Source organism: Rhodospirillaceae bacterium (assembly GCA_002728255.1).
Classification (GTDB): domain Bacteria; phylum Pseudomonadota; class Alphaproteobacteria; order UBA7887; family UBA7887.
Window position 1 is genome coordinate 1 of the sequence record PBWV01000024.1, and the last position, 21,085, is coordinate 21,085.

18 protein-coding genes and 2 pseudogenes are annotated in these 21,085 nt (G+C 47.1%); 16 read left to right on the plus strand and 4 right to left on the minus strand.

Annotated elements, in window-relative coordinates:
• The 9 genes and pseudogenes from CMM32_06675 to CMM32_06715 all read left to right on the plus strand — a co-directional run.
• Positions 1-585, plus strand: a 585-nt coding sequence (locus tag CMM32_06675) for a C4-dicarboxylate ABC transporter (protein ID MBT06584.1), incomplete at its 5' end; no start/stop codon positions are given.
• The gene (locus CMM32_06680) at positions 573-2,693 is read left to right on the plus strand and encodes a C4-dicarboxylate ABC transporter (GenBank protein ID MBT06585.1); all 2,121 of its coding nucleotides are present in this window, start codon (positions 573-575) and stop codon (positions 2,691-2,693) included. The genes CMM32_06675 and CMM32_06680, both read left to right, overlap by 13 nt.
• A gap of 22 nt (positions 2,694-2,715) precedes the next feature.
• A complete protein-coding gene (locus CMM32_06685) occupies positions 2,716-4,665 on the plus strand; it encodes a hypothetical protein (protein ID MBT06586.1) in 1,950 nt (649 codons plus the stop codon).
• The gene (locus tag CMM32_06690) at positions 4,662-5,369 is read left to right on the plus strand and encodes a hypothetical protein (protein MBT06587.1); all 708 of its coding nucleotides are present in this window, start codon (positions 4,662-4,664) and stop codon (positions 5,367-5,369) included. The genes CMM32_06685 and CMM32_06690 overlap by 4 nt, the downstream gene beginning before the upstream one ends.
• Before the next feature lie 63 nt (positions 5,370-5,432).
• Complete coding sequence (locus CMM32_06695; protein ID MBT06588.1) at positions 5,433-6,194, plus strand: hypothetical protein; 762 nt, start codon at positions 5,433-5,435, stop codon at positions 6,192-6,194.
• A 63-nt stretch (positions 6,195-6,257) separates the two neighbouring features.
• Positions 6,258-6,752, plus strand: coding sequence for a phosphonopyruvate decarboxylase (locus CMM32_06700; GenBank protein MBT06589.1), 495 nt, complete (start codon positions 6,258-6,260; stop codon positions 6,750-6,752).
• Positions 6,753-7,328 carry an aldehyde dehydrogenase gene (locus tag CMM32_06705; GenBank protein MBT06590.1) on the plus strand — a complete coding sequence of 192 codons (576 nt, stop codon included), beginning with the start codon at positions 6,753-6,755 and terminating at the stop codon, positions 7,326-7,328.
• Positions 7,329-7,411: 83 nt separating this feature from the next.
• Positions 7,412-7,855 (plus strand): annotated as a pseudogene (locus CMM32_06710) (glyoxalase/bleomycin resistance/dioxygenase family protein).
• A gap of 89 nt (positions 7,856-7,944) precedes the next feature.
• Positions 7,945-8,334: pseudogene (locus CMM32_06715) on the plus strand (hypothetical protein).
• Here CMM32_06715 and CMM32_06720 read toward each other — a convergent pair.
• Entirely contained in the window at positions 8,303-9,499 is a 1,197-nt protein-coding gene (locus tag CMM32_06720) for a hypothetical protein (protein MBT06591.1), read from the minus strand. The pseudogene CMM32_06715 and the gene CMM32_06720 sit on opposite strands and share 32 nt — an antisense overlap.
• A gap of 207 nt (positions 9,500-9,706) precedes the next feature.
• Positions 9,707-11,596 carry a glycosyl transferase family 1 gene (locus CMM32_06725; GenBank protein MBT06592.1) on the minus strand — a complete coding sequence of 630 codons (1,890 nt, stop codon included), beginning with the start codon at positions 11,594-11,596 and terminating at the stop codon, positions 9,707-9,709.
• Positions 11,597-11,926: 330 nt separating this feature from the next.
• On the opposite strand from CMM32_06725, the gene CMM32_06730 reads away from it, so the two are divergent.
• The 4 genes from CMM32_06730 to CMM32_06745 all read left to right on the plus strand — a co-directional run bounded on the left by CMM32_06730 (position 11,927) and on the right by CMM32_06745 (position 15,246).
• The gene (locus CMM32_06730) at positions 11,927-12,973 is read left to right on the plus strand and encodes a C4-dicarboxylate ABC transporter substrate-binding protein (protein ID MBT06593.1); all 1,047 of its coding nucleotides are present in this window, start codon (positions 11,927-11,929) and stop codon (positions 12,971-12,973) included.
• Positions 12,974-13,015: 42 nt separating this feature from the next.
• Positions 13,016-13,942: a hypothetical protein gene (locus tag CMM32_06735; protein ID MBT06594.1), complete on the plus strand. Its 927-nt coding sequence runs from the start codon at positions 13,016-13,018 to the stop codon at positions 13,940-13,942.
• A 5-nt stretch (positions 13,943-13,947) separates the two neighbouring features.
• Entirely contained in the window at positions 13,948-14,583 is a 636-nt protein-coding gene (locus CMM32_06740; GenBank protein MBT06595.1) for a 2-dehydro-3-deoxy-6-phosphogalactonate aldolase, read from the plus strand.
• An 81-nt stretch (positions 14,584-14,664) separates the two neighbouring features.
• Positions 14,665-15,246: a carboxymuconolactone decarboxylase gene (locus CMM32_06745; GenBank protein ID MBT06596.1), complete on the plus strand. Its 582-nt coding sequence runs from the start codon at positions 14,665-14,667 to the stop codon at positions 15,244-15,246.
• 82 nt (positions 15,247-15,328) lie between these two features.
• On the opposite strand, the gene CMM32_06750 is transcribed toward CMM32_06745, so the two are convergent.
• Positions 15,329-17,065, minus strand: coding sequence for a PQQ-dependent dehydrogenase, methanol/ethanol family (locus CMM32_06750; GenBank protein ID MBT06597.1), 1,737 nt, complete (start codon positions 17,063-17,065; stop codon positions 15,329-15,331).
• Positions 17,066-17,369: 304 nt separating this feature from the next.
• Between CMM32_06750 and CMM32_06755 the strand changes: the two genes are divergently transcribed.
• A complete protein-coding gene (locus tag CMM32_06755) occupies positions 17,370-17,861 on the plus strand; it encodes a hypothetical protein (protein MBT06598.1) in 492 nt (163 codons plus the stop codon).
• A gap of 53 nt (positions 17,862-17,914) precedes the next feature.
• Here the strand turns inward: CMM32_06755 and CMM32_06760 are convergent, their stop codons facing one another.
• On the minus strand, positions 17,915-18,490 hold the full coding sequence (locus tag CMM32_06760) for a 2Fe-2S ferredoxin (GenBank protein MBT06599.1): 576 nt from the start codon (positions 18,488-18,490) through the stop codon (positions 17,915-17,917).
• Positions 18,491-18,683: 193 nt separating this feature from the next.
• On the opposite strand from CMM32_06760, the gene CMM32_06765 reads away from it, so the two are divergent.
• Positions 18,684-19,742 carry a hypothetical protein gene (locus tag CMM32_06765; protein MBT06600.1) on the plus strand — a complete coding sequence of 353 codons (1,059 nt, stop codon included), beginning with the start codon at positions 18,684-18,686 and terminating at the stop codon, positions 19,740-19,742.
• 210 nt (positions 19,743-19,952) lie between these two features.
• A complete protein-coding gene (locus CMM32_06770) occupies positions 19,953-21,032 on the plus strand; it encodes a C4-dicarboxylate ABC transporter (GenBank protein ID MBT06601.1) in 1,080 nt (359 codons plus the stop codon).
• Positions 21,033-21,085: the final 53 nt, after the last annotated feature.

The window sequence follows — 21,085 nt, forward strand, 5'->3', positions numbered from 1 at the left end:
ACCATTAATGCCGCCATTGCTAGTACGAATACATCAGCTTTGTATCAGTTGGCTGGCTCCCCTAGAGGGTTGTATTTTATTCCGAAGCCGCACGATTATGTTGCAGGCTGGCATCGCATGAATCTTAAGGCCCCGTGGATAAAGCCCGCAATTGGTACTGCAGGAGTGGATCTTTCGGTTGATAATCCTTTGGAAGGGGGAAGTTACGGTTATCCCATCTTAATTACGTACGCCGATAGAGATGGGCAAATGGCTTACGATCTTGCGAGGCTCATCCATATCAATTATGAGGAGTTCAAGGATGCGCACTCTAGTGGTGTGGGTTTTGCAATGGAGCGTCAGGTGTTTGATTGGATCGTACCGTATCATGATGGTGCGGTTCAATATTTTAGGGAAATAGGTGTCTGGACTGAGGAACATCAAGTCCACAACGATGGGTTAGTAGCGAGGCAGGATGCCTTGTCGCTTGCTTGGAATGAATTCTTGAAGAAGGACATTCCTGAGGAAACTTTCTATGAAGAGTGGATGCAGGCTCGCTTTGTTGCCTTGTCGGAAGCTGGAATGGACACGGTATGGGGGGAATAAAAAAGTCCGCCGAAGGCAATGATTATGAGGACACCAAGTCACCTGCTCGTTTCCGGTCTCTGACGAGATACTCGAGGCTAATATTTCTTTCGTCCGCTATTGCTGGCCTGTTATTTTCAGTGTATCAAATTATGGGTCTTCATACTTTGACAGGCCTGGCAGTTTTAGAAAATAGTTATCTGTACTTGCTGCTTGCGTTGTTCCTTTCCAATGTTTTTTTAGTTTTTCCGGCTACAGCTAATTCTCCACGGTCTCATATTCCCCTTTATGACATTTTCTTATTCCTAATTTGCCTAAGTGTCGGTGGTTATTTTTCGGTAACCGGATTGACTAGCCTGCAGGAGGGTTGGGAATTTATTTCGCCAACGGGGCCTGTCGCCATGGCGTTTGTTTTTTGGTTATTGATCATGGAGGCCGCGCGCCGCACCGGCGGTTGGGGGATCGCCATCATATTCGGAACATTTTCCTTGTATCCTATATTTGCAGATATGCAATTTATGCCAGCAGTTCTGTCGGGGTTATCACAAGATATAGTTGCTACAGCAAGTTACCACATGATGAGTGAGGAATCCGTGTTGGGTATTCCTCTCAGGGTCTTCGGAACGTTAATAGTAGGATTTATTTTGTTTGGAGTTGCCTTGCAAAGTACAGGTGGCGGTCGCTTTTTCATAAATCTAGCCTTTGCAGTATTGGGAGGCGTGAGGGGCGGCCCGGCCAAGGTAGCAATATTTGCCAGTGGTTTATTTGGCTCGTTGAGCGGCAGCGTTGTCACTAATATTCTTACCACTGGATCTATGACAATACCCGCTATGAAAAGGACAGGTTATCCACCCCGTTACGCTGGTGGAATTGAAGCTTGCGCCTCTACGGGCGGGGTATTAATGCCTCCGGTTATGGGGGCGACGGCCTTTGTCATGGCTTCTTTCTTGGATATCCCATACGTGGCCGTGGCTTTGGCGGCTGTTGTTCCGTCTTTCCTTTACTTTTTTGGACTTTTTGTACAAATCGACTCGTATGCCGCGCGAAATGATATTCAAGGTTTGCCCAAATCTGAGTTGCCTTCTGTTAGGAAAACCCTTTCTGAGGGCTGGTATTATATTTTTGGGTTCCTACTATTAGTTTACCTACTAATTTATTTGAAACGTGAAGCCCATGCTCCCTTCTATGCAACGGTGGCGCTTCTAGCTTTAAGCCAATTTGGGAAACTGAAGCGGCAGGACGTTTGGTACTACATACTTGGAGGTGCAATCTTAGCTTTTCTGGCCATTATTATAGCTAGCGTAAAATTTTCCGCTGCATTTGTTACAACGGTGCCTTTAGGTGCTGGAGTGATATTGCTGGCTTTGAGCCAGGCACCCAAAGAGATACGTATTTCCTTGGACAAGGTGTCTGGGTTCTTAGAATCTAGTGGGCGATTGCTCACGGAGTTAGTTGCTATTTTGGCCGCTGTCGGACTTATTATCGGTGGGTTGATGATGACCGGCGTGGCCAGTTCTTTTTCGGGAGAGATTACCAGGTTAGCGGGGGGTGAGTTAATGCCGTTGCTGTTTATGGGGGCGGCAACGGCATTTATACTGGGCGTTGGCATGACCGTAACAGCTGCTTATATATTGCTTGCTATTGTTTTAGCTCCAGCTCTCATTGGCTTAGGATTGGATCCAATAGCCGTACATTTATTCATCCTATATTGGGGAATGATTTCGTTTATTACCCCACCGGTGGCATTGGGAGCTTTTGCTGCAGCTAGCTTGGCTGGCGCGACACCTATGCGGACTGGTTTCGAGGCAATGCGGCTGGGAAGCATTGTATATTTTTTACCCTTCTTTTTTGTGTTAAATCCAGCGTTGGTACTTAATGGGGATGCTTTAACTGTTATTGTTGAGGTATGTACTGCAGTGGTGGGGATAGTAATGATAGCAGCGGGGTTACAGGGACATCTTATATTGGTGGGTTCTTTTTACTCAGATCTTCTGTCATGGATTTATAGGGTGATACTTATCATTGGCGGGTTGGCTCTGGCGTATCCGGAGATGGTAAGCAATGGAGTAGGGATCATCGTGTTGATTTTGGTTTTTGGCATGACGCGTTTAATCCCCTTAAAAACTTAGGAATACGAGGCAGGGTGAGATTGTGGATAAAGAAACAGTAGTGCTTTCTTATGACGTAATTGTGGTTGGCTCAGGCGGTGCGGGGAGTGCGGCGGCGCATGCTGCCTCTCGCGATGGCGCTAGAGTACTTGTAGTTACAAAAGATCCAATCGGTTGTTCGGATAGTAAAATTGCCGAGGGCATAGTCACGGTTCGAGGTGTGGCTGAAGAAAGTGATAGTCATGAAGTGTTATCTGACAATCTTCGGCTTGCTGGTGGAGACCTCCCTGTTCCGGAGATCACTGAGGCTTTTGCTGAGGATTCTGAGGAGGCATATGATTGGCTGCGTCGTCAAGGGGTGCGCCCCAGAATTGATTCTAAAAATGGCGGGCCGGTGGTACTGCCGATTGCCCTTGGGGGACACAGCCACCGTAGGTCGGTTAGTCATGATAATGGCGGCCTGGCGGTAGGTCATGCGGCGTGGAATGCTGTCGTGCAGGGAGATGGCGTTGACTATATAGAAGACGCTTGGTTTTTGGACATTGTGACCGAGGACGGGCCAGAGGGTCCCGTGGTGGTGGGCGGCCTCATTTACGATGCCGGGGAAGGGTGCCTAATTACTGTTCAAGCTCCAGCCGTAGTTATTGCGGCGGGTGGTTTGAGCACCTTATATTTTCCGAATACAGATACCATGCGTGGTAATACGGGGGACTCTTATGCAGTGGCAGCCCGGGCAGGCGCAGAGCTAGTTGATATGGAACAGGTGCAATTTTTGCCGTTTTGCTTGACGTCGCCGCCATCATACGAGGGTTTGTTAGCGGGTGAACCGGTAACCGCCGGATATCTGGGGGTTATCCGTGGGGCCGACGGCAAAGTAATATTAGATAGCGTTATGCTCAGGACTCGCGCTGAATGCGCAGCTGCAATGGTTAGGGCGGTGGAAGCTGGAAACGGCACTGAGAATGGAGGCTGTTACCTAGATTTAACGGCAAATGTTAAAGGTGAAAGATCGGCAAAATATTACGTAAAATTTGTCCATACTGCTGTAAGCGGGGTAATGGTAACGGTCCGGCAAGCCTTGGGCCGTGCGGCGGCTGAGTTCAAGGAAATATGGGAAGTTAGACCCGGTGCACATTATTGCATGGGTGGCGTCCGGGTTGATGCGGAAGGTAGCGCTGAGGCACTGGCCAACCGCCAGCCGGTTCGGGGTTTGTTTGCTGCAGGACAGGCAATGGGCGGTGTTTTTGGTGGCAATCGCCTAGGCTCAACATCCTTATCGGAGGGACCTATTTTTGGCGCTAGGGCTGGGCACAAGGCGGCTGAATTACGGGTCAAGAAAACGCCGGAGGAGAAGAAAAGTCTATCTTCGGAGTTTGAGATTGCGCTGAGGAGTTACCTTGAAGTCTTTGGACAGGAGGGCGATAGGTCAGGTTCCGGAATGATAAGGGAGCTGCAGAAAGCAGCCTGGAATGGAATTGGTCCGGCTCGGAGCCGAGTTGGTTTAGAGAGATTTTTGAGGCAGGTGGCGGATTTTAGGAAACAAGCTTCAAGCATAGCTGTGAGTGATGAGTCCATATGGAACCAGGCCTTCATCGATTATGTCGAGTTCCTGAATATGCTGGACACAGCAGAGGCAGTCGCAGTTTCCGCCTTAAATCGACCAAATAGCTTAGGGGCGCATATTAGGATGGACGGAGGTAATACCTCCGTTTTGTTTACGAAACCTTATTCTGTTGGGGTGTTTCACGCTAAGTCTGGGGCCCTTCAAACCTGTAAGCTGGATAGGCCTTCCACGCCATGGTCAACGTTGTTGGTACATGCCTATCATGGACTGAAACGTAGATTAGAGCTGAAGGTCCTTTGGTTTTTGCCTTTGGTATTGCAGGATAGAATTGTGGAGAAGAAATTTCGAGATGTTATGGGTTCGTTGGAGACAGAAAGACCTGAGGCTGAACGTAAAGTCTCTAATGGGGAGGAGTTAGAGGCGGCGTGAAAGTTGAATTAGCCATAATTCGTGGTGGTGAAAAGAGATTAGTCCCTTTCGAGTACGCGCCGCGTGAAGAAGGCGAAAGGCCAATGGCCTTGGATGTTTTACTTCAGGCGCAGGCAACTGACATTCCCGATTTATCGTTTAGGTATGGTTGCCGAAATCGAACCTGTGGGCTGTGCACGATAGATATCAATGGACGGCCAAGGGTAGGTTGCCGAGCGCGAGTTCGTGAGGGTGATCAGCTTAGCGCTCCCTCCACACTCCCGGTCATTAGAGATATGGTCTCCAAGCGGGATGGAATTGCCAGACAGCTTCGGGGAAGGGTGCCAAGTACATTGCGCGGGAATGATTTAGACGTGGAGGCTCCCGAGGATTATCATGCACTAACAGCCTGCATAGAATGCTACGCGTGCCTAGATAACTGCCCAATGCATGCTAGGAATTTCGACCAAGGTATCGAACAGCGAGATGAAAATAAGGCTTATAAAGCAGGCAACCCATTTTCGCTTCTGAAATTACAGCGGATAAGGTTGGATCCTGTTGCTACGAGAGACGACGCGAATAAGGCGTTGGAGGCCGCTATCGAATTAGGAATAGATGCGTGCTATGAGTGCCCTGGCTGTAAATGCGGAGTTGGAATTGACTTAAAAAGGAAAGTTGTCAAGCCGTTGGTAGATGCTAGCAAGGCCTTGTCATCTGAAGATTAATTCGAAAATTGTGGATAACTGAATTCTGGCTGGTACGTTTCTGGATAGCATTTGGGGGGGGTAATGCTTACGAAACAACAAATATCTGACTTTCAGTCTAATGGGATTTTGGTAATAGAACAGTTAATGGCCGAAGGCGCTATCCAGGAGTTACGCCAGCGGGTTGAGACCATAGCGTCTGGTCGGAGTGCCTTTCCCCGAAGCGATATGGAGTTCGAACCTGGTACAGAGAGCCATGGGCTTAGTATAGATTATCTAAGGAAACTCAATAATTGTGCCAAAAACGATGCTGTGTTCATGGAACATGCCAAAAGACCGATGCTTCTTGATGTTATTGAGTCTCTGCTAGGACCTGATATTAAGCTTTTAACGGATCAGTTATTTATGAAGCCTCCTGGTGGAATGGAGAAAACATATCATCAGGATTCCCCATACTTTCCCATAAGGCCCATGGAGTTAGTGTCGGCTTGGACCGCCTTAGACGATGTTACTCTGGAGAATGGTTGTTTGTGGGTGGTGCCTGGGAGCCATCTTGGAGGAGCCTTGCCTCATTCCGAGGTCTGGATGGTTGGAGATCGGGAGGATATGCATGTTCCTGAGGAAATTATTGATAGAGGGGCTGAGCAACCAATTCTACTAAAAGCGGGGGATGTGTCTTTTCACCATGGATTGCTTTTGCATAGATCGGGCCCAAATCAAACCGGTAACAGGCGGAGGGGTTTGGCAACCCATTACATGAGTGCCCGATCGCGTTGGGTCGGTGAGGCATTGCCTAAACCTTTTTATCCGCTCTTGCGAGGAAAGAGCCACGAAGGTTGTGTTTGAAACTGGTTAAATCGGAATGTGGATTTTATGATGAATAGCGAGAAACTTAATTGGCACGAGGACATGTTCACAGTGTTTAGAAGTCAGAATATTACCCTTGTTGGGCATGTTCCAGATGCAGGCCATACTCCATTAATACAGCTTTGCGAGCGTCAGAACGATATAGATGTGGTTACCTTAACAACAGAGGAAGAAGGCGTTGGCCTTTTGTCTGGTGCATGGGCCGGAGGCCGAAAAGGCGTTTTGCTCATGCAGTCAAGCGGGGTAGGGAACTGCATAAATGCCCTTGCACTTCCCCAAATTTGTAGAATTCCGTTCTTTACTATTGTTTCCATGCGGGGGGAGTGGGGCGAATTTATTCCCTGGCAAGTTCCTATGGGGCAGGCGACCCCTTCAGTGTTGGGCGCTATGGATGTAAAGGTCTTCAGAGCCGATCGGAAGGAAGACGTTGGCGCTACCGTGGATGCAGCCGCCAATTTTTCATTCAACACACGCCAATCTTCAGCCGTTCTTTTATCTCAAAAGATGATTGGGGCTAAGCAGTTCAAGGAGGGATGAGTGATGTTGGAGAGACGTCCTTTGCTAAAATCAATTTTGNGCGACAGACCCAAAGATTTNTTGGCTGTTTCAGGNCTGGGCTCCTCNACTTGGGATTTAAGTGCTATTGGTGATCATCACAAAAATTTTTGTTTTATAGGTGCTATGGGACAGGCAGGGGCTTTTGCTNTGGGCTTGGCCATGGCCCAAAAAGAAAAACGAGTTCTCCTTGTTACGGGNGATGGNGAACTGNTNATGAGCCTAGGAATTCTTGCNACCATNGCTAATCAAGGTCCANAAAACCTTGTTNTACTNGTTATGGATAANGAATCTTATGCTGAAACAGGTGGTCANCCNACGGCGACGGCAGGNCNTACAGATCTGGAGCAAGTAGCCAGAGGATGTGGGATTAAGGAGACNGCAACTTTCCAGAACGAAGAAGANAGTGANGAGATCCGCAAGATGGTCTATGGAAGANCNGGNCCAGTTTTTATGAACATCAAGGTNTTTGCAAAGCCTCCNGANTTGGTNTTCCCTCATTCNTTTGATGGNGTTACCGCTATNGATCGGTTTCGAAAGTCCGTCTTATCGAACTAGCCTTGNAATNATTATTGGTATAAATTNTNAANGATTGGTGTGTTAGGGTTATTTCNGTGAGATTAGTTTAANTAGGGAATGCCATGAAACGCATGCATATTCATCTGGGAGTGGAGGATTTGNCCTCTTCCGTTAGGTTTTACACNAGCCTTTTTGGANTGANNCCCACAGTTCTNGAGGNNGACTACGCCAAATGGGCCNTGGAGGATCCGCGGGTAAANTTTGCTATTTCTAATCGATGTGAGAGCCGGGTNGGAGTGGACCATCTCGGNATTCAGTGCGAGGATAANGCCTCGCTCACCGAACAGGCTACGCGTTTGGCAGATGCGGGACAGCCTGTGGTNCACCAGGAAAGNACGGTCTGTTGTTATGCGACGGGCCAGAAGGTNTGGGTTTCTGANCCNCAAGGTATNCCNTGGGAAACNTTTGTTACNGAGGGAAATTCCACNGAGTTTGGNGAAAATTTTGATCGCGNCNTGTTAAATGANAAGAGAANGNGTGNTGGGAAGCAAGAGAAGTGTTGTTAAAANATTTTNGTGAGATANCTGNGNNCCNNCCCCGNANGCNNGCNTTNTGGGGNTTGTAAAGTCTCCTATACTATTAAGTAGACGTGGNTATGCAAACACCAGATGAATTNGTTGAAGAGTGGCTGGAAACACTCGCTTCACATNATGTNGACGCNGTGGTGGAGCTCTATAAAGATGATGCNGTTCTTTTGGGGACAGTGGANAANGGTGTNCGAAAAGGGACGAAAGATATCCGTGAGTATTTTAAAAATTTTCTTAGGCTGGNNCCGATAGGTAAGATNACATATATAANATGTGAGGANTTAAGNGGGGGNTCCATNGCANTNGCNAACGGGCTNTACGACTTCNAATTACATGAGGATNGCCAAGTATCCAGCGTTCCCGCNAGGTTTACTTTTGTTCTGGAGAATGTTGGCCTCAAATGGAAAATTTTGTCTCACCATTCTTCTAGAATTTCTGCCNCNCCTGAATCTTCCTAAACGATTTNTTNTATAGACGCGTGGCCACTAAGGTTANCGCTANGGCAGGTATTAAATACAAAATATAAATCCAACCGATTTTTGTTATGGTAAATTGGAGATCNAGGAAAATNCCAAGCACGGGAGGGCCCAGAGCGGANGCGAATATTGAGAGTGATGCAACAAAGCTTCGTATACTCGCTATGTATCTTGTGCCATAAATCTCTGAAAGTGCAAATGGAATTAGTGTCATCCGGAGACCAGATACTGCCCCAAAGAGCCCAAGATATATAAATGCCCATACGGGATTGTCGCAGTACATAAGAATAATCAGGCCCATAATCGCTGGAGCGAGGGAGTACTTCAGCAATTCTCTAGAGCCAAAACGATCAAGTATGGGACCTGCCCAAACAGATGACATTAAACTCATGACTGCATAAAACGCGTATCCCGAAAGTACTAAGGTTATGGGCCAATGTTTTAGATCTGCGATGAGCAAAACATGAAACGCCAGTGCTGTATCTAGAAAAGAGGGGACTAAAATTCCGGGTATCAACAGATAGAATAACGGCGTGCTGAGGGCACCTTTGACTGTGCTNCTGGGTTTCTCTCNTGGCTGGTGATTTGAGTCATGGTTTTCATGAGGGGCATTTTTGTTCCCATTTGGTTTTGCTCTGAGTAAGAAAAGGGTCGCGGGTAACATGCAAAGCAATACCAGGATGCCACATAGAATATAGGTGATCTGCCATCCTAAACTTGTAATCAAGAAGATAGCGGCAATTGGAAGAATTCCCCTACCCAGAGGAAACCCTAGTCCTGTAATAGCTACTGCCTTGCCTCTATCTTTGCCAAAGCCCTTTAATGTCGCTGTTACGGCTGTGTGGGTGGCAAGGCCTTGCCCGGCTTGCCGAAGAAGAAATACGGAAAGGACTAGAAGAAAGACATTAGTCGATAATCCGGCACATACGCAGGCGATTGCAAGTAAACACGAGACGAAGATTGCATATAACTTTAGGGGAACGTAATCCAGGACGCTTCCTGTTAGTGGTAAGATCAATGCTGAGAGTATAGTCCCGGCCATAAAAATAGACCCCCATTCACTATGGCTTAGGTCAAAGTGGCTCTCAATACTTGGTGTGAAAACTCCTACAAAGAACGTCTGCCCGAAGCTTGAAAAAAATANCATCAAGAATCCAAAGGAAAGCAAATGCCAATGCGATCTTATAAAATTGGTATAGTTGGATATTTGCTTACGTAGNATAACCACTTTTTAGAAGGTTTCTTTTTGAAAGATATAAATAGATGTATGTCAGAACTCTACACTATTAATGTATAATACTGCATTCGGTATCTTCTCACTCTTGGAGTAACATAGATTTTTCTTCCAAATATATTAGGAAAGAAACTTTTGAGATTCTAATTTTTCGACAGCTTCAACCCAGATGTGTTCCTCAGCCGAGAGTTCTTTGCGGGCTTTGTCGAGGCGTTGGGAGAGAGTAGAAAAGTCTTCAACTTCAGAACGGTAGGTTTCTGGATCTGCGAGTTTTTCCTCCAGTTGAGTGATAATGTTCGCGAGATTTTCAATTTTATGTTCTGATCGGCTAATAGAACTTCTCAGTTGAACTGTGTTTTCACGTTGTTCCGCACGTTTTTTTCTTTGAGCCTTTCGATTAAAAGACGGCTGAGGGCTGGTGACCGAGGGCTCCCGCTGGTGAGGGTAGTGCGATTTCCCTAAAGAGCTTTGATAATTTTCTAGAGAGCCATCATAGGGAGTACATGTTCCATCTGCTACCAGCCATAGNCGTTCAGCCACAAGATTGATGGTATGAATGTCGTGGCTAACAAGTACGACAGCGCCCATATACTCATTTAGAGCGGAGACCAGCGTCTCTCGTCCCATAATATCCAAGTGGTTGGTTGGCTCATCAAGCACCAGAAAATTGGGGCGATCATGGCTTATTAGGGCAAATAATAGCCGGGACTTTTCACCACCAGATAACGCAGATACCTTCGTATCAGCTTTCGAGGCGCTAAACCCAAATGTTCCTAAATGCGAACGGACTTGTTCTTCCCTTACTTCAGGTAGATTAGTTTGAAGAGTTTGGAAGGGGGTCAAATCTCCATCCAGTTCATCAGTTTGGTCTTGGGAGAAATAGCCAGATTTTATTTTTTGGGATTTTTGAATTGCCCCGCTTAACGGTTTCATTCTGCCAGCAAGCAGTTTGACTAATGTAGATTTTCCCANACCATTTGCCCCTAGTATTGCTATGCGGTCGTCAGGATCAATCTGCAGATTAAGATCTTGAAGAACAACGTGCTCTCCATAGCCGACGGATACGTTAGTCGTGGTGACTAATGGAGGTGGTAATAGATGTAGTGGCTGTGGGAAGTGCAGAGGACTACTCTGATCTTGCGAAGATTCAAGTACTGGGTCCATTTTTTCCAGTAATTTTATTCTACTCTGAGCCTGCCGGGCCTTTGTAGCCTTGGCTTTGAACCTATCAATGAAACTTTGGATACGTGCCCTCTCTTTAAGTTGTTTGTGGCGGAGACCTTCTCTTCTTGAGCCGATTTCGGTGGCTTTCTTCCTGAATTGGTCATAGCCACCTTGATAGGTATCCAATTTTCCACTTTCTAAGTGGATTATTTTCTGTACGCTTTGATTTAGCAAATCACGATCATGGCTAATAATGATGAGAGTCCCGGGGAAGCGAGATAAGTAACTTTTTAGCCATGAAACAGACTCAATATCGAGGTGGTTGGTTGGCTCATCTAAAAGTAGAAGGTCCGGCTGTGCATAAAGAGTACAGGCAAGGGCCACTCTCATNCGCCATCCACCTGAGAATTCGTTGCATGGGCGAGCTTGTGCGGCTTCATTGAATCCCAAACCGGCTAAAATCGAGGCGGCACGTGAGACCGCCGTATCTGCTTCTATGTCCCTGAGTTCCTCATGAATCTCAGCGAGNCGATCTGGTGTGGGGTTAGACGCGGCTTCNGCTTCGAGTTTTGTNAACAGAGTGTCAGTTGATAAAACAAAATTAATTAAGCTTAAGTCACTAGTGGGTGCGTCTTGGGTAACAATTCCTATCCGAGTAGAGCCCGTAATTCGAACCAAGCCATCGTCAGGGATCAGGGCCCCTGTAATTAGGCGGAATAAGGTAGTTTTTCCCGAACCATTAATGCCTACTAGCCCACAGNGATGGCCATTGGCAATGTGGAGCGATGCACTGTCAATGATGGTGCGGCCACTTATCCGATAGGTAAGGTCTGTAATTTGAAGCATATGGTGCCAAAAAGGGAGTAGGGTAATACAAATAAGTTAATTTTAGACCAATTTAATGCAGCATGATAGCAGNTACTCTTCGTGAAAGTTCATCCTTTTGACTTTTGTGGAAAAACACGCTCTTATTTATTGCTGTTGGTTTGTGCCGTCAGATATTTCCCGNGTGTCTGGCTATAGAATATATACATAAAGGCCTGCACTTGATAACCGCTGCAAGGTCACTGTGTTAATATCGGTATGTTCTGCCAACTAAAGGTTTAGAAGCCATGCTGCCTCAAACGGAAAGGGAACCGGTTTTGNGGCNTAATTTTGGAGCAGAGANTGCNAGGTATGAAAATGCATCGTATAATTGTAGCTATTTTTGTTGTTTCTCTTTTGAGCATCGGTTCGCGGTCCTCAGCGGACGAGATGTGGAATATGGCGACAGCATGGAGTGGCGGTCCGTTTCTTGAGGAAGATGCAAAGGGATTTGCAGAATTAGTGAAAACACTCACAAATGGTCGAATTCAAATAAATGTTTTCCCGGGAGGGATGCTGGGAAGTGCTTTGAAGGTCTCGGAGACAGTACGGTCTGGGGTTGTGCAAGCTGGTCATAGTTGGATGGGTTATGACTGGGGTATAGACAAAGCCACTCTCGCCTTGAGCGGCGGTCCGGGGCACTTAACCCCCGAAGAGTTTTTGATGTGGCTTTTTGAAGCAGGTGGCGCTGAATTGTGGTTTGAATATCGTAAAGAGGTTTTCGGCATAGCGTCCATTCCCTGTCAGATATCGCCAACCGAGATATTTCTGCACTCTACCAAAAAAGTAGAAACGATAGAAGACATGCAAGGTCTTAAGTTACGAACGGCGGGGTCATGGGCGGAAATCGCTGGAAAATTAGGGGCATCCACCGTGATTTTACCGGGTGCCGAGGTATACCCTGCCTTGGAACGGGGGGTGGTGGATGCGATTGAATGGAGTTCTCCTGCCGTTAATCTTCCCTCTGGATTTCACAAAATTGCAAAATATATAATCATGCCGGGTTTGCATGCGACGGGTGGGGCCCAAGAGTGTGCGTTTAATCTTGATGTTTGGAATGGTCTGTCAGAAGAAGACCAAGAGCTTCTAAAATTGGCTGGTAAAATGATGGCGTTCGATAGTTGGTCCCGTTACGCCTATCGAGATATAGCTGCGTTGAAGACCATGAGAGAATACGGGAATGAATTTGTTATTTTGGATGATGAGTTTATACGAGTGGGAGCTGAAGCTGCTAGGGAGTGGGAAGACGAAGAAGCGGCAGAGAATCCTTGGTTTAAGCGGATATTGGATCACAGGCGTGTGTTTGAAGAGGATATGTCCAATTGGCCCCAATTTCGTTTCCAAATTGGCAAACGTTAAAAAACTTGATCCCGTTTTTAGGGTAGTTGTAAAGGGGCCGAGATGACGGCAGCTCCTAATCCTGCCCCAAGTCTCATCGCCATAGATTGGGGCACTACCAATCGCCGGGGCTACTTATTAAACCGCGAGGGGATTATCTTAGATTCATACTTTGATGGTGATGGCTTAACGAATATTAGGGATGGAGCCTACGAGGCTTCACTAAAGATTTTAGCTGCTCCGTGGGTCGCACAATGGGGTTCGTTACCTATTCTAATGTCGGGCATGATTGGTGCTTCAACCGGTTGGGTAGATGCTGGATACTGCCCGGTGCCCGTCAATAGTGAAGGCTTGTCCAAAGAATTGGTTTGTGTAAGTGAAGAAAAAAATATTTGGATTGTGCCGGGTGTTCGGACATTAGATAATTCGGGAAATCCTGATGTTATTCGGGGTGAAGAGGTCCAATCACTTGCGATTGGGGGGTATTCAGATCAGTTAATGGTTGTTGCTCCTGGCACTCACTCTAAATGGATCCACATCCAAGATAAGAGCATTACGGGATTCACTACGTTTTTAACTGGTGACCTATTCGATGCAGTGTTGAATCATACCATCATTTCTGTTCTTAATGACCAAGCTCGTGTGATGAATGACGATGCCTTCTATAGGGGAGTTCGGGCGGGATTTTCCGAGTATCAGAATCTTCTGCATACCTTGTTTTCGGCTCGGACAAATGTCCTTTTTAAGAATTTACTGCCAACTGAAGTGTCGGATTACCTTTCAGGCTTACTCATTGGAGGAGAGATTGGAAGTGGTCGCTCAGAAGTTGGAATGACGGATGCCGTTTTCGTCTTAATTGGCGCAAGCGATCTAACTGAGAGATATAAACGGGCCTTCGGTGCGTGTGAAATTACGGCAGAGATCATGAATACAAATACGGTCGGGAAAGTTTATTCAGGGATAGCAAGATCAGCGGGGCTCATTGGGTAATCAAAATGGATTTTAGGCATTGGAAAACAAAGGTGAGTGTATTACCGCTTGTGCCTATCTTAAGGGGAATAACTGCCGGTCAAGCCCTCTCGGTTGCGCATATACTGCGCAAAAATGGCTTTAATTCTTTGGAAATTCCAATGAACAGCCCGGACGCAGTTGAGACTATCTCCCTTTGTGTCCGAGAGTTGGGGGACGAGATGGTAGTTGGTGCAGGCACCGTCTCGCGAGTTAGTGAGGTCAAAGTATTACAAGAGGTTGGGTGTCACTTTATCGTCAGTCCCCATTCGGACCCTGCGGTGATAACTGCTACAAAATCTGCGAAAATGGTAAGTGTTCCTGGTGTCAGCACACCGACGGAGGCTTTTGCAGCGCTTCAGGCGGGTGCCGATGCGTTAAAGGTTTTTCCGGCAGAGTTGATAACTCCGAAGGTTTTCAAGGCATGGCGTGCTGTATTGCCCCGAGACGTATGGCTATTACCGGTTGGTGGAATTACACCATCTTTGCTTGGGGCTTATTGGGCAGTGGGGGCAAATGGCTTTGGTCTAGGTTCAGCCTTATATAGCGAGGGGTTCTCTCCGGAGGAAATTAAAAACACAAGTTTGACTTTTGCTCAGCAATACCAACTAGATTGCAAATAAATTCCCCTTCTATGTTGAGGTTGTGAGTCTGGGTTTGGATGTTCAGTAGAGATCTCAAATAATTTGGAACGGAGGTTAGTAATGGGAAAACCACGCCTATCTCCACTCCCTAAGGGCGAGTGGGATGCAGAAATACAGGCTCTTTTCGAAAAAATTGGCTACGAAACCGAGGCCGATCTTTATAACGTTCTTAAGACATTGGCCCGTCATCCCAAGTTATTAAAAAGGTGGCTTCCATTTGCAAGTCATGTGCTCTTGAAGTCCACATTAACTCCTCGTATTCGTGAGATAGTCATTCTCCGGACGGGCTGGTTGTGTTGCTCTGAATACGAATGGACCCAGCACGTCCGTATTGCTAAAGAGGAAGCGGCGATGAATATGAGTGATTTTTCTGCCTTGGAAATCGGTTCAAAAGATCCGCATTGGGGAAATGAAGAGAGAATGGCCCTCAAATTATGTGAAGACCTTTTTGCATTCAAAACTGTAAGAGAGAGCACGTGGAAGGAGTTGATCGGGTACTTTGATGATAAGCAAGTGCTGGATATGGTGGCAGCTGTTGGAAACTACACCATGGTATCCATGATGTTAAATACCTTTCAGGTCCCCTTAGATAGTTGGCTAGAAAAGTATGAGGGTTTTGGTGTAGCGAGCGCTCAGAAGTAAAATGCAGCTATTGCTACTAAAAAAGGGTCGGGACACCTTTCGGGCCCCGACCCATCATTAGGTTAAACGTATTTGCAGTGCTCTATGGCAAAGCGAATACGTGAATGGCGCCACCTTGCGGTACCATCACGTCGTAACCAGGAACGATAGTACGGAGTACGCCCTGTTTGCGTTCCGCATCTACGCCCCAGCCAGAGACGACACCAACATACTGTTTGCCGTCAATTGACCAAGTGCTTGGTACAGCGGTAATGCCTGATGACGTTGGGTATTCCCAAAGTACCGAGCCATTGCTTGCGTCAAATGCACGGAACATATGGTCGTTTGTGCCACCAGCGAAGAGCAGTCCGCCGCCAGTTGAAAGAATTGGTCCCCAGTTGTGATGATCGAAATTATGGGTCCAAACTTCTTTTTTGTCGCTTACATTCCAAGCTTGGATTTCACCGATGTGGTCCCATCCTTCCCGCATGAAGAACTCGTTCAAGAGGATCGGAATGTCCACGCCAAGATATAGCTCACCTTGGATGAATTCCTGATCAATACCCAAAAGGGTAGAACAAATGTTCTCATTCGCAGGTATGTAGATCATGTCAGTGTCTGGATTGTATGCTGCAGAAGGCCAGTCCTTGCCCCCCCACAGAGATGGGCAGAACTCAACTTTTTCGTTGAGTACGGGCCAATGTGCTTTGTCGTATGTGAAGCGACCGGTCTTTGGGTCAATGTCTGTTACAACATTACCGTAGACATATGGCCAAGCATCTACAAAGTTAATTGGACCTTCCGGTGTAGGCTCTAGCACGAAAATGTGGCCATTACGGGCAACATTAACAAGGGCCTTGAAAGTACGTCCGCCGTATGTGATTGGTCGAATGATCGGCGGTGATACCTCATCCCAGTCCCAAGAGTCGTTCCAGTGATACTGATGATGTCCGATAATTTTACCGCTATCGAGGTCTAGAGCGACCACGGAAGTCGTGTAAAGATTATCCATGAAACCACGTGTCTCACCAATCCATGGTGCGGCATTTCCTATGCCCCAATATAGGATATTGGTTTCCGAGTCATAGGTCCCTGTATTCCAGGCAGAGCCACCGCCCGTTTTCCAGGAATCATCATTTGGCCATGTGTCATGCCCAGCTTCGCCGGGAGCAGGAATAGTATAGGTGGTCCAAACTTTTTCGCCGGTTTCGGAATCGAAGGCATCTATGTGTCCACGAATACCATATTCGCCACCCGAGGTGCCAACTACTACTTTACCATCCCTTACAAATGGTTGAAGGGACATGTAGTATCCAGCCTGATAATCATCGACGGCTACTTCCCAGACAACTTCGCCTGTTTTCGCGTCAAGAGCGATCAGAAAACAGTCAGTTGCCGCAAAGTAAACTTTATCACCATAAAGCCCCACACCACGACTGGTTGGATGCAATTGGAAAAGGTCTTCAGGAATTTCCCTCTTATAGCGCCAGAGTTGCTTTCCTGATTTTGCATCTAATGCAATAACCTGGTTTTGAGGGGTTGCAACAAACATCACTCCGTCATTGACCTGCGGAGGAGCTTGATGCCCCTCGTCAACTCCAGTAGCAAAGGACCAAACCGGACGCAGGTTACCTACGTTGCCCGAGTTGATTTCGTTCAGATTGCTGTGGAGCCAGCCTTCATCATTGCCGCGAACCTGCAGCCAATTATTGTGTTCTTGGTTTGCTAGCCTGGAATCCGTCACATTACTGTAGTTATCGATGCCTGCGGCCGTGGCCAACGAAGCTCCGATTCCTACAAGTAACGCCGCCCCGAGGCCTGTTAGCGTTCTTGCAGACATGTAGTCCTCCCTTAGTGAATACCTTCGAGCGACATGACTTCGACCCATCACGGTGTGCCAACCCATGCCATCCGCCCTTGCGGCCTTCCATTACAGCGGCATCGGCCACCTTTGTTAAGGAGCAGGATACCACTTGGGGTAGACTAGCACATGTAGCACGTATAACAACGAAATAACGGGCTTGATGAAGGTGCCGGACCTAGCATATACGGGTAGGTGATTATCACAACGTAATCACAGCATATTGTGTGCAATAGTATAACGTGCCCATTATATTGTGGTGGTGACAGGGAGGTTCGAAATTATGGTAGTTTTCAGGAAGTGGGCCCAGTCTATTTTTTTCCTATTCTCGGGGGGTTTTATTATTTTTCTGACAGCTGCTGCTTGGGCCGATGGAGATTCCGAGGTTGAATCGTTTATGCACCATTATCTGAATACCTTTGATACCGGCCACATTTGGGAAATCACCCCCTTATACAGCGACCCCTTTTATATGTTGGCGCCCTCAGGTGGTATAAAAAGTTTTGAGGGTGCTAGAGATATAAAGAAGAGTATTAAGGACTGGAAATTTTATATGAAGAAGGCTGGAGTGGCCACCAGCCGCTACATACAATTGAACGTTAAGGCTTTATCAGAAGACACGGATCTTGCGAGCGCTGAGGTAGAGCGGGCAGACGAACATGGGAAAGTGCGGGCGAATACAGGGGCAACCTACACCCTTATCCGTGTTGACGGGCAGTGGAAGATATACCTGATCCACCTTCACTCGCGGGAAACTGTATTCAACTTTCAGTGATCTTCTCGTCAAGGGCGACAGCATTTCAAATGGCTGCGCAAGTCCTAGATAGATTATTTTTTCTTTGCTCCTACCCTGCCATTGAATTTTTCCCGAACAACCAAAACTCCATCGTCACTACCTAGAGGTAGGCCAGCCAAACGTCGTACAGCCGGTCCGTTTATGGCTTTTCCCTCATTTCTTGCATCAAACCCTGATCCATGACACATGCACATTATCCGCTGCTGTTCATCATTCCACGTGTTGATCACACATCCTTGGTGAGAGCAAACGGATGAATACGCCACGATCCCATTGATGGCATTCGCCTGGGTTTTCTCAGATAACGACGAGGGCTCTACTCGAAGAAGTAAAACTTGATTGAGGCGTGATTTCTTTCGAATAATCCCGGTTGCCGGATCCATTGGAAATGCCATAACTACAGGCCCCCCCATCGGGACGTGCTCTTCCCGAATAATTTCGCCTTTTTTGTCCCCTTTTTGGAAGGCTAAAAAATCTCCTTCCTGGGGGCGCATTTTCTCCGGGGGTTTTTCCTTGGCTGCCAATGCCACTTGCGGGGCAGAAGCAATAACACCTGCTCCTACAACGCCCTTTAAGAAATCTCGTCGTATAGTTTTATTGTTGCTCAAGGTCCCTCTCCGTTACTAGCTTACTTAAAGCGATCGTATAATCGTTGCTGCTGCCAAACAATTTATTTTTGATATAATATGCGAGAAAAATTTCTCACAAAGGGCAGATATAGGGATATCCATGCTAAAAGAATAACTTCTTCTTGCGGGTGAGTGCGAGGAAGGTTTGGGGTTCGCATTTTTTAATTGGGATATGAATGTAGCTATGGGGACACGTATTTTTGGGGCTTGGACGGCATCTCATACCATTAGTGAGTTAAGGAATGGAATTTATCTTTTAGTGTTCCTGATTGTATCGATTGGATTAAATGTAGGGAAGGCAGTTGGTGCCGACGAGATATGTTCCGGGGAACTAACATCAAAGTGTTTGGCGGATCTAGCCCTGCACGACGCAAGTCATGTGGATGATAATCATTGGCGAGGGCTTGCTCACGCGGCTATTGCCTCTGCAGAACTTGAGTTTGGTGATAGTGCGGGCGCTCTTATCGATTTGGATAGGGCATCAGCTAGTATCCAGTTGGAGAGCAATAAGTTCAATCAGGTTGAGGGGCTTATTAGGATTGCAGTCACCCAAGCGGAACTAGGGGAATTTATAGCGGCGGAGCAAAATATAGCTCGTGCGGCTGCAATCGCAGATGTAATAATCTTGCCTGATTGGCGGTATTGGGCTCTTTCCTTTTTACCCAGGGCTAAGGCAAAAACATGCGCTTTTGTGGAGGCAAAGGAAAGTATCGAAGAGAGTGTGATTTCGGTAAAGCTCATCGGAGATATTGTGGCACGGGCATCTGCCAGCACTCACATAGCAGCTGCTCAAATTGAGATTGGTGATCCGAAAGGTGCTATGCGAACAGCAGAGAGAATTTTACAGGTAGTATCCAAGATTGATGATGAGTTTTGGACAACCGAATTGTTGTCTGAGGTGGCCCTTTTGCAAGGTAGGGCAGGGGATATTGAGGGAGCACGTGCCAGTCTTGCCCAAGCCTTGTCCATAGCGAAAGGTATAGACGCCTCTTGGAGGAACTGGAGATTGGCTAAGTTTGCTTTAGTCGAGGCCCAGCTCTATGAAAGTATTCTTTCCAGGGAGCGAATATCGGATTTGGTTGAGATACTCTACGATGATATTTCGGATGAAAGTTTGGCGGGATGGCGCACCTTTGCCTTTGCCTACCTTTCAAAAGCATTAGCGATAGTTGAAGTCAGAGAATCTGGTCGTGTTCCATCTTCTTTGCTATCTGCGCGCCAATGTGCGTGAAGGGCCCAGTAAGTTTTACCGTAATTTAGCTCGATCCTGAGTTTTCTCATGGACCCTGGTTCGCGTGGGGCGTTGCTGTAACACTTGTGGTATCCAAACAAAAGATGTTGTAATCTTTGTACATTAGTCTGTCGGGCATGACGCCAGTCTATTTTGGCTTACCGGGAAATGCATTTGGGGGTGCTTATTTAGATGAATAAATCTACTGTAATGGGAATTGTGGGAGGATTGGTTGTAGGCCTCCTAATCGGGAGCTTCGCGCTTCAGTCTGGCGGAGACCAACAGGAATCTGGTGGCCAGATTGAGGTGGCGTCGAACCAGGAAGTGGTTAACTGGTCCATGCCTAGCAGTTTCCCGGGTACTATGATTCTCGCTGGGACTGGAGGAAAGGATTTCGAAGAGAATGTCCGAGTTCTTTCCGACGGAACTTTAAACATTCGATTTTTTGATCCGGGCGCGTTGGTGCCCCCCCTAGAAATTTTTGATGCTGTGTCTGCGGGAGCTGCAAATTCGGGATGGACCTCACCCGGGTATTGGGCGGGCAAGGTACCTGCAGTTCAGTTTTTTGCTGCTATCCCATTTGGACCCGATGCGGGAGAATACGTCGCTTGGATGTACCATGGTGGGGGCCTAGAGCTCATGCAAGAAATTTACGCGCGATACAACATACATTCTCAACCTTGCATGTTGCAGCCACCAGAAGGTTCCGGGTGGTTCCGCGCCGAGATAAAGTCCCTTGATGAGCTTAAAGGGCTAAAAATGCGATTCTTTGGCCTCGGTGCCAAGGTAATGGAAAAGATAGGCGTTTCAACCCAACTTATAGCGGGGGGCGATATTTTTCCCGCTCTTGAACTTGGAACAATAGATGCCACAGAGTTCTCGATGCCAGTTATGGATCTAGATCTTGGTTTTCATGAGGTGGCAAAGCATTACTATTTCCCAGGCTGGCATCAACCCACCAGTTTGGGCGAGTTTATGGTTAACCTTGACGATTGGAACAGCCTATCTCAGGTCCACAAGGAGATTATAAACACTGTGTGTAAAGCGAATATGTTGCGAACTTTTGCGTTGGGTGATGCAGTTCAGTTTCCTGCCTTAAAGGAAATTCAAGCCAAGGGTGTAACTCTTCATAGATGGCCGCAGGAGACCCTTGATGTGTTGGAGTCTGCCTGGGATGAGGTTGTGGAGGAGATGGCAAGTGGGAACGAAGACTTTGCTCGGGTATGGGCTTCTCTGAAGAGTTTCCGCGAGGAATATAAAGTTTGGGGAGACCTTGGCTATCTTGATTAGGAAACACAAAAACTAGATATTAAAGTCGCGATCGCGGGTTTAATTTAGAACGG

What these genes read in the sequence shown, in the direction of transcription:
- CMM32_06680 (MBT06585.1), top strand. Translation starts at nt 573, where the DNA reads ATGGGGGGAATAAAAAAGTCCGCCGAAGGCAATGATTATGAGGACACC.
- CMM32_06695 (MBT06588.1), top strand. Translation starts at nt 5,433, where the DNA reads ATGCTTACGAAACAACAAATATCTGACTTTCAGTCTAATGGGATTTTG.
- CMM32_06700 (MBT06589.1), top strand. Translation starts at nt 6,258, where the DNA reads ATGTTCACAGTGTTTAGAAGTCAGAATATTACCCTTGTTGGGCATGTT.
- CMM32_06730 (MBT06593.1), top strand. Translation starts at nt 11,927, where the DNA reads ATGAAAATGCATCGTATAATTGTAGCTATTTTTGTTGTTTCTCTTTTG.
- CMM32_06735 (MBT06594.1), top strand. Translation starts at nt 13,016, where the DNA reads ATGACGGCAGCTCCTAATCCTGCCCCAAGTCTCATCGCCATAGATTGG.
- CMM32_06740 (MBT06595.1), top strand. Translation starts at nt 13,948, where the DNA reads ATGGATTTTAGGCATTGGAAAACAAAGGTGAGTGTATTACCGCTTGTG.
- CMM32_06745 (MBT06596.1), top strand. Translation starts at nt 14,665, where the DNA reads ATGGGAAAACCACGCCTATCTCCACTCCCTAAGGGCGAGTGGGATGCA.
- CMM32_06750 (MBT06597.1), bottom strand. Translation starts at nt 17,065, where the DNA reads ATGTCTGCAAGAACGCTAACAGGCCTCGGGGCGGCGTTACTTGTAGGA.
- CMM32_06755 (MBT06598.1), top strand. Translation starts at nt 17,370, where the DNA reads ATGGTAGTTTTCAGGAAGTGGGCCCAGTCTATTTTTTTCCTATTCTCG.
- CMM32_06765 (MBT06600.1), top strand. Translation starts at nt 18,684, where the DNA reads ATGAATGTAGCTATGGGGACACGTATTTTTGGGGCTTGGACGGCATCT.
- CMM32_06770 (MBT06601.1), top strand. Translation starts at nt 19,953, where the DNA reads ATGGGAATTGTGGGAGGATTGGTTGTAGGCCTCCTAATCGGGAGCTTC.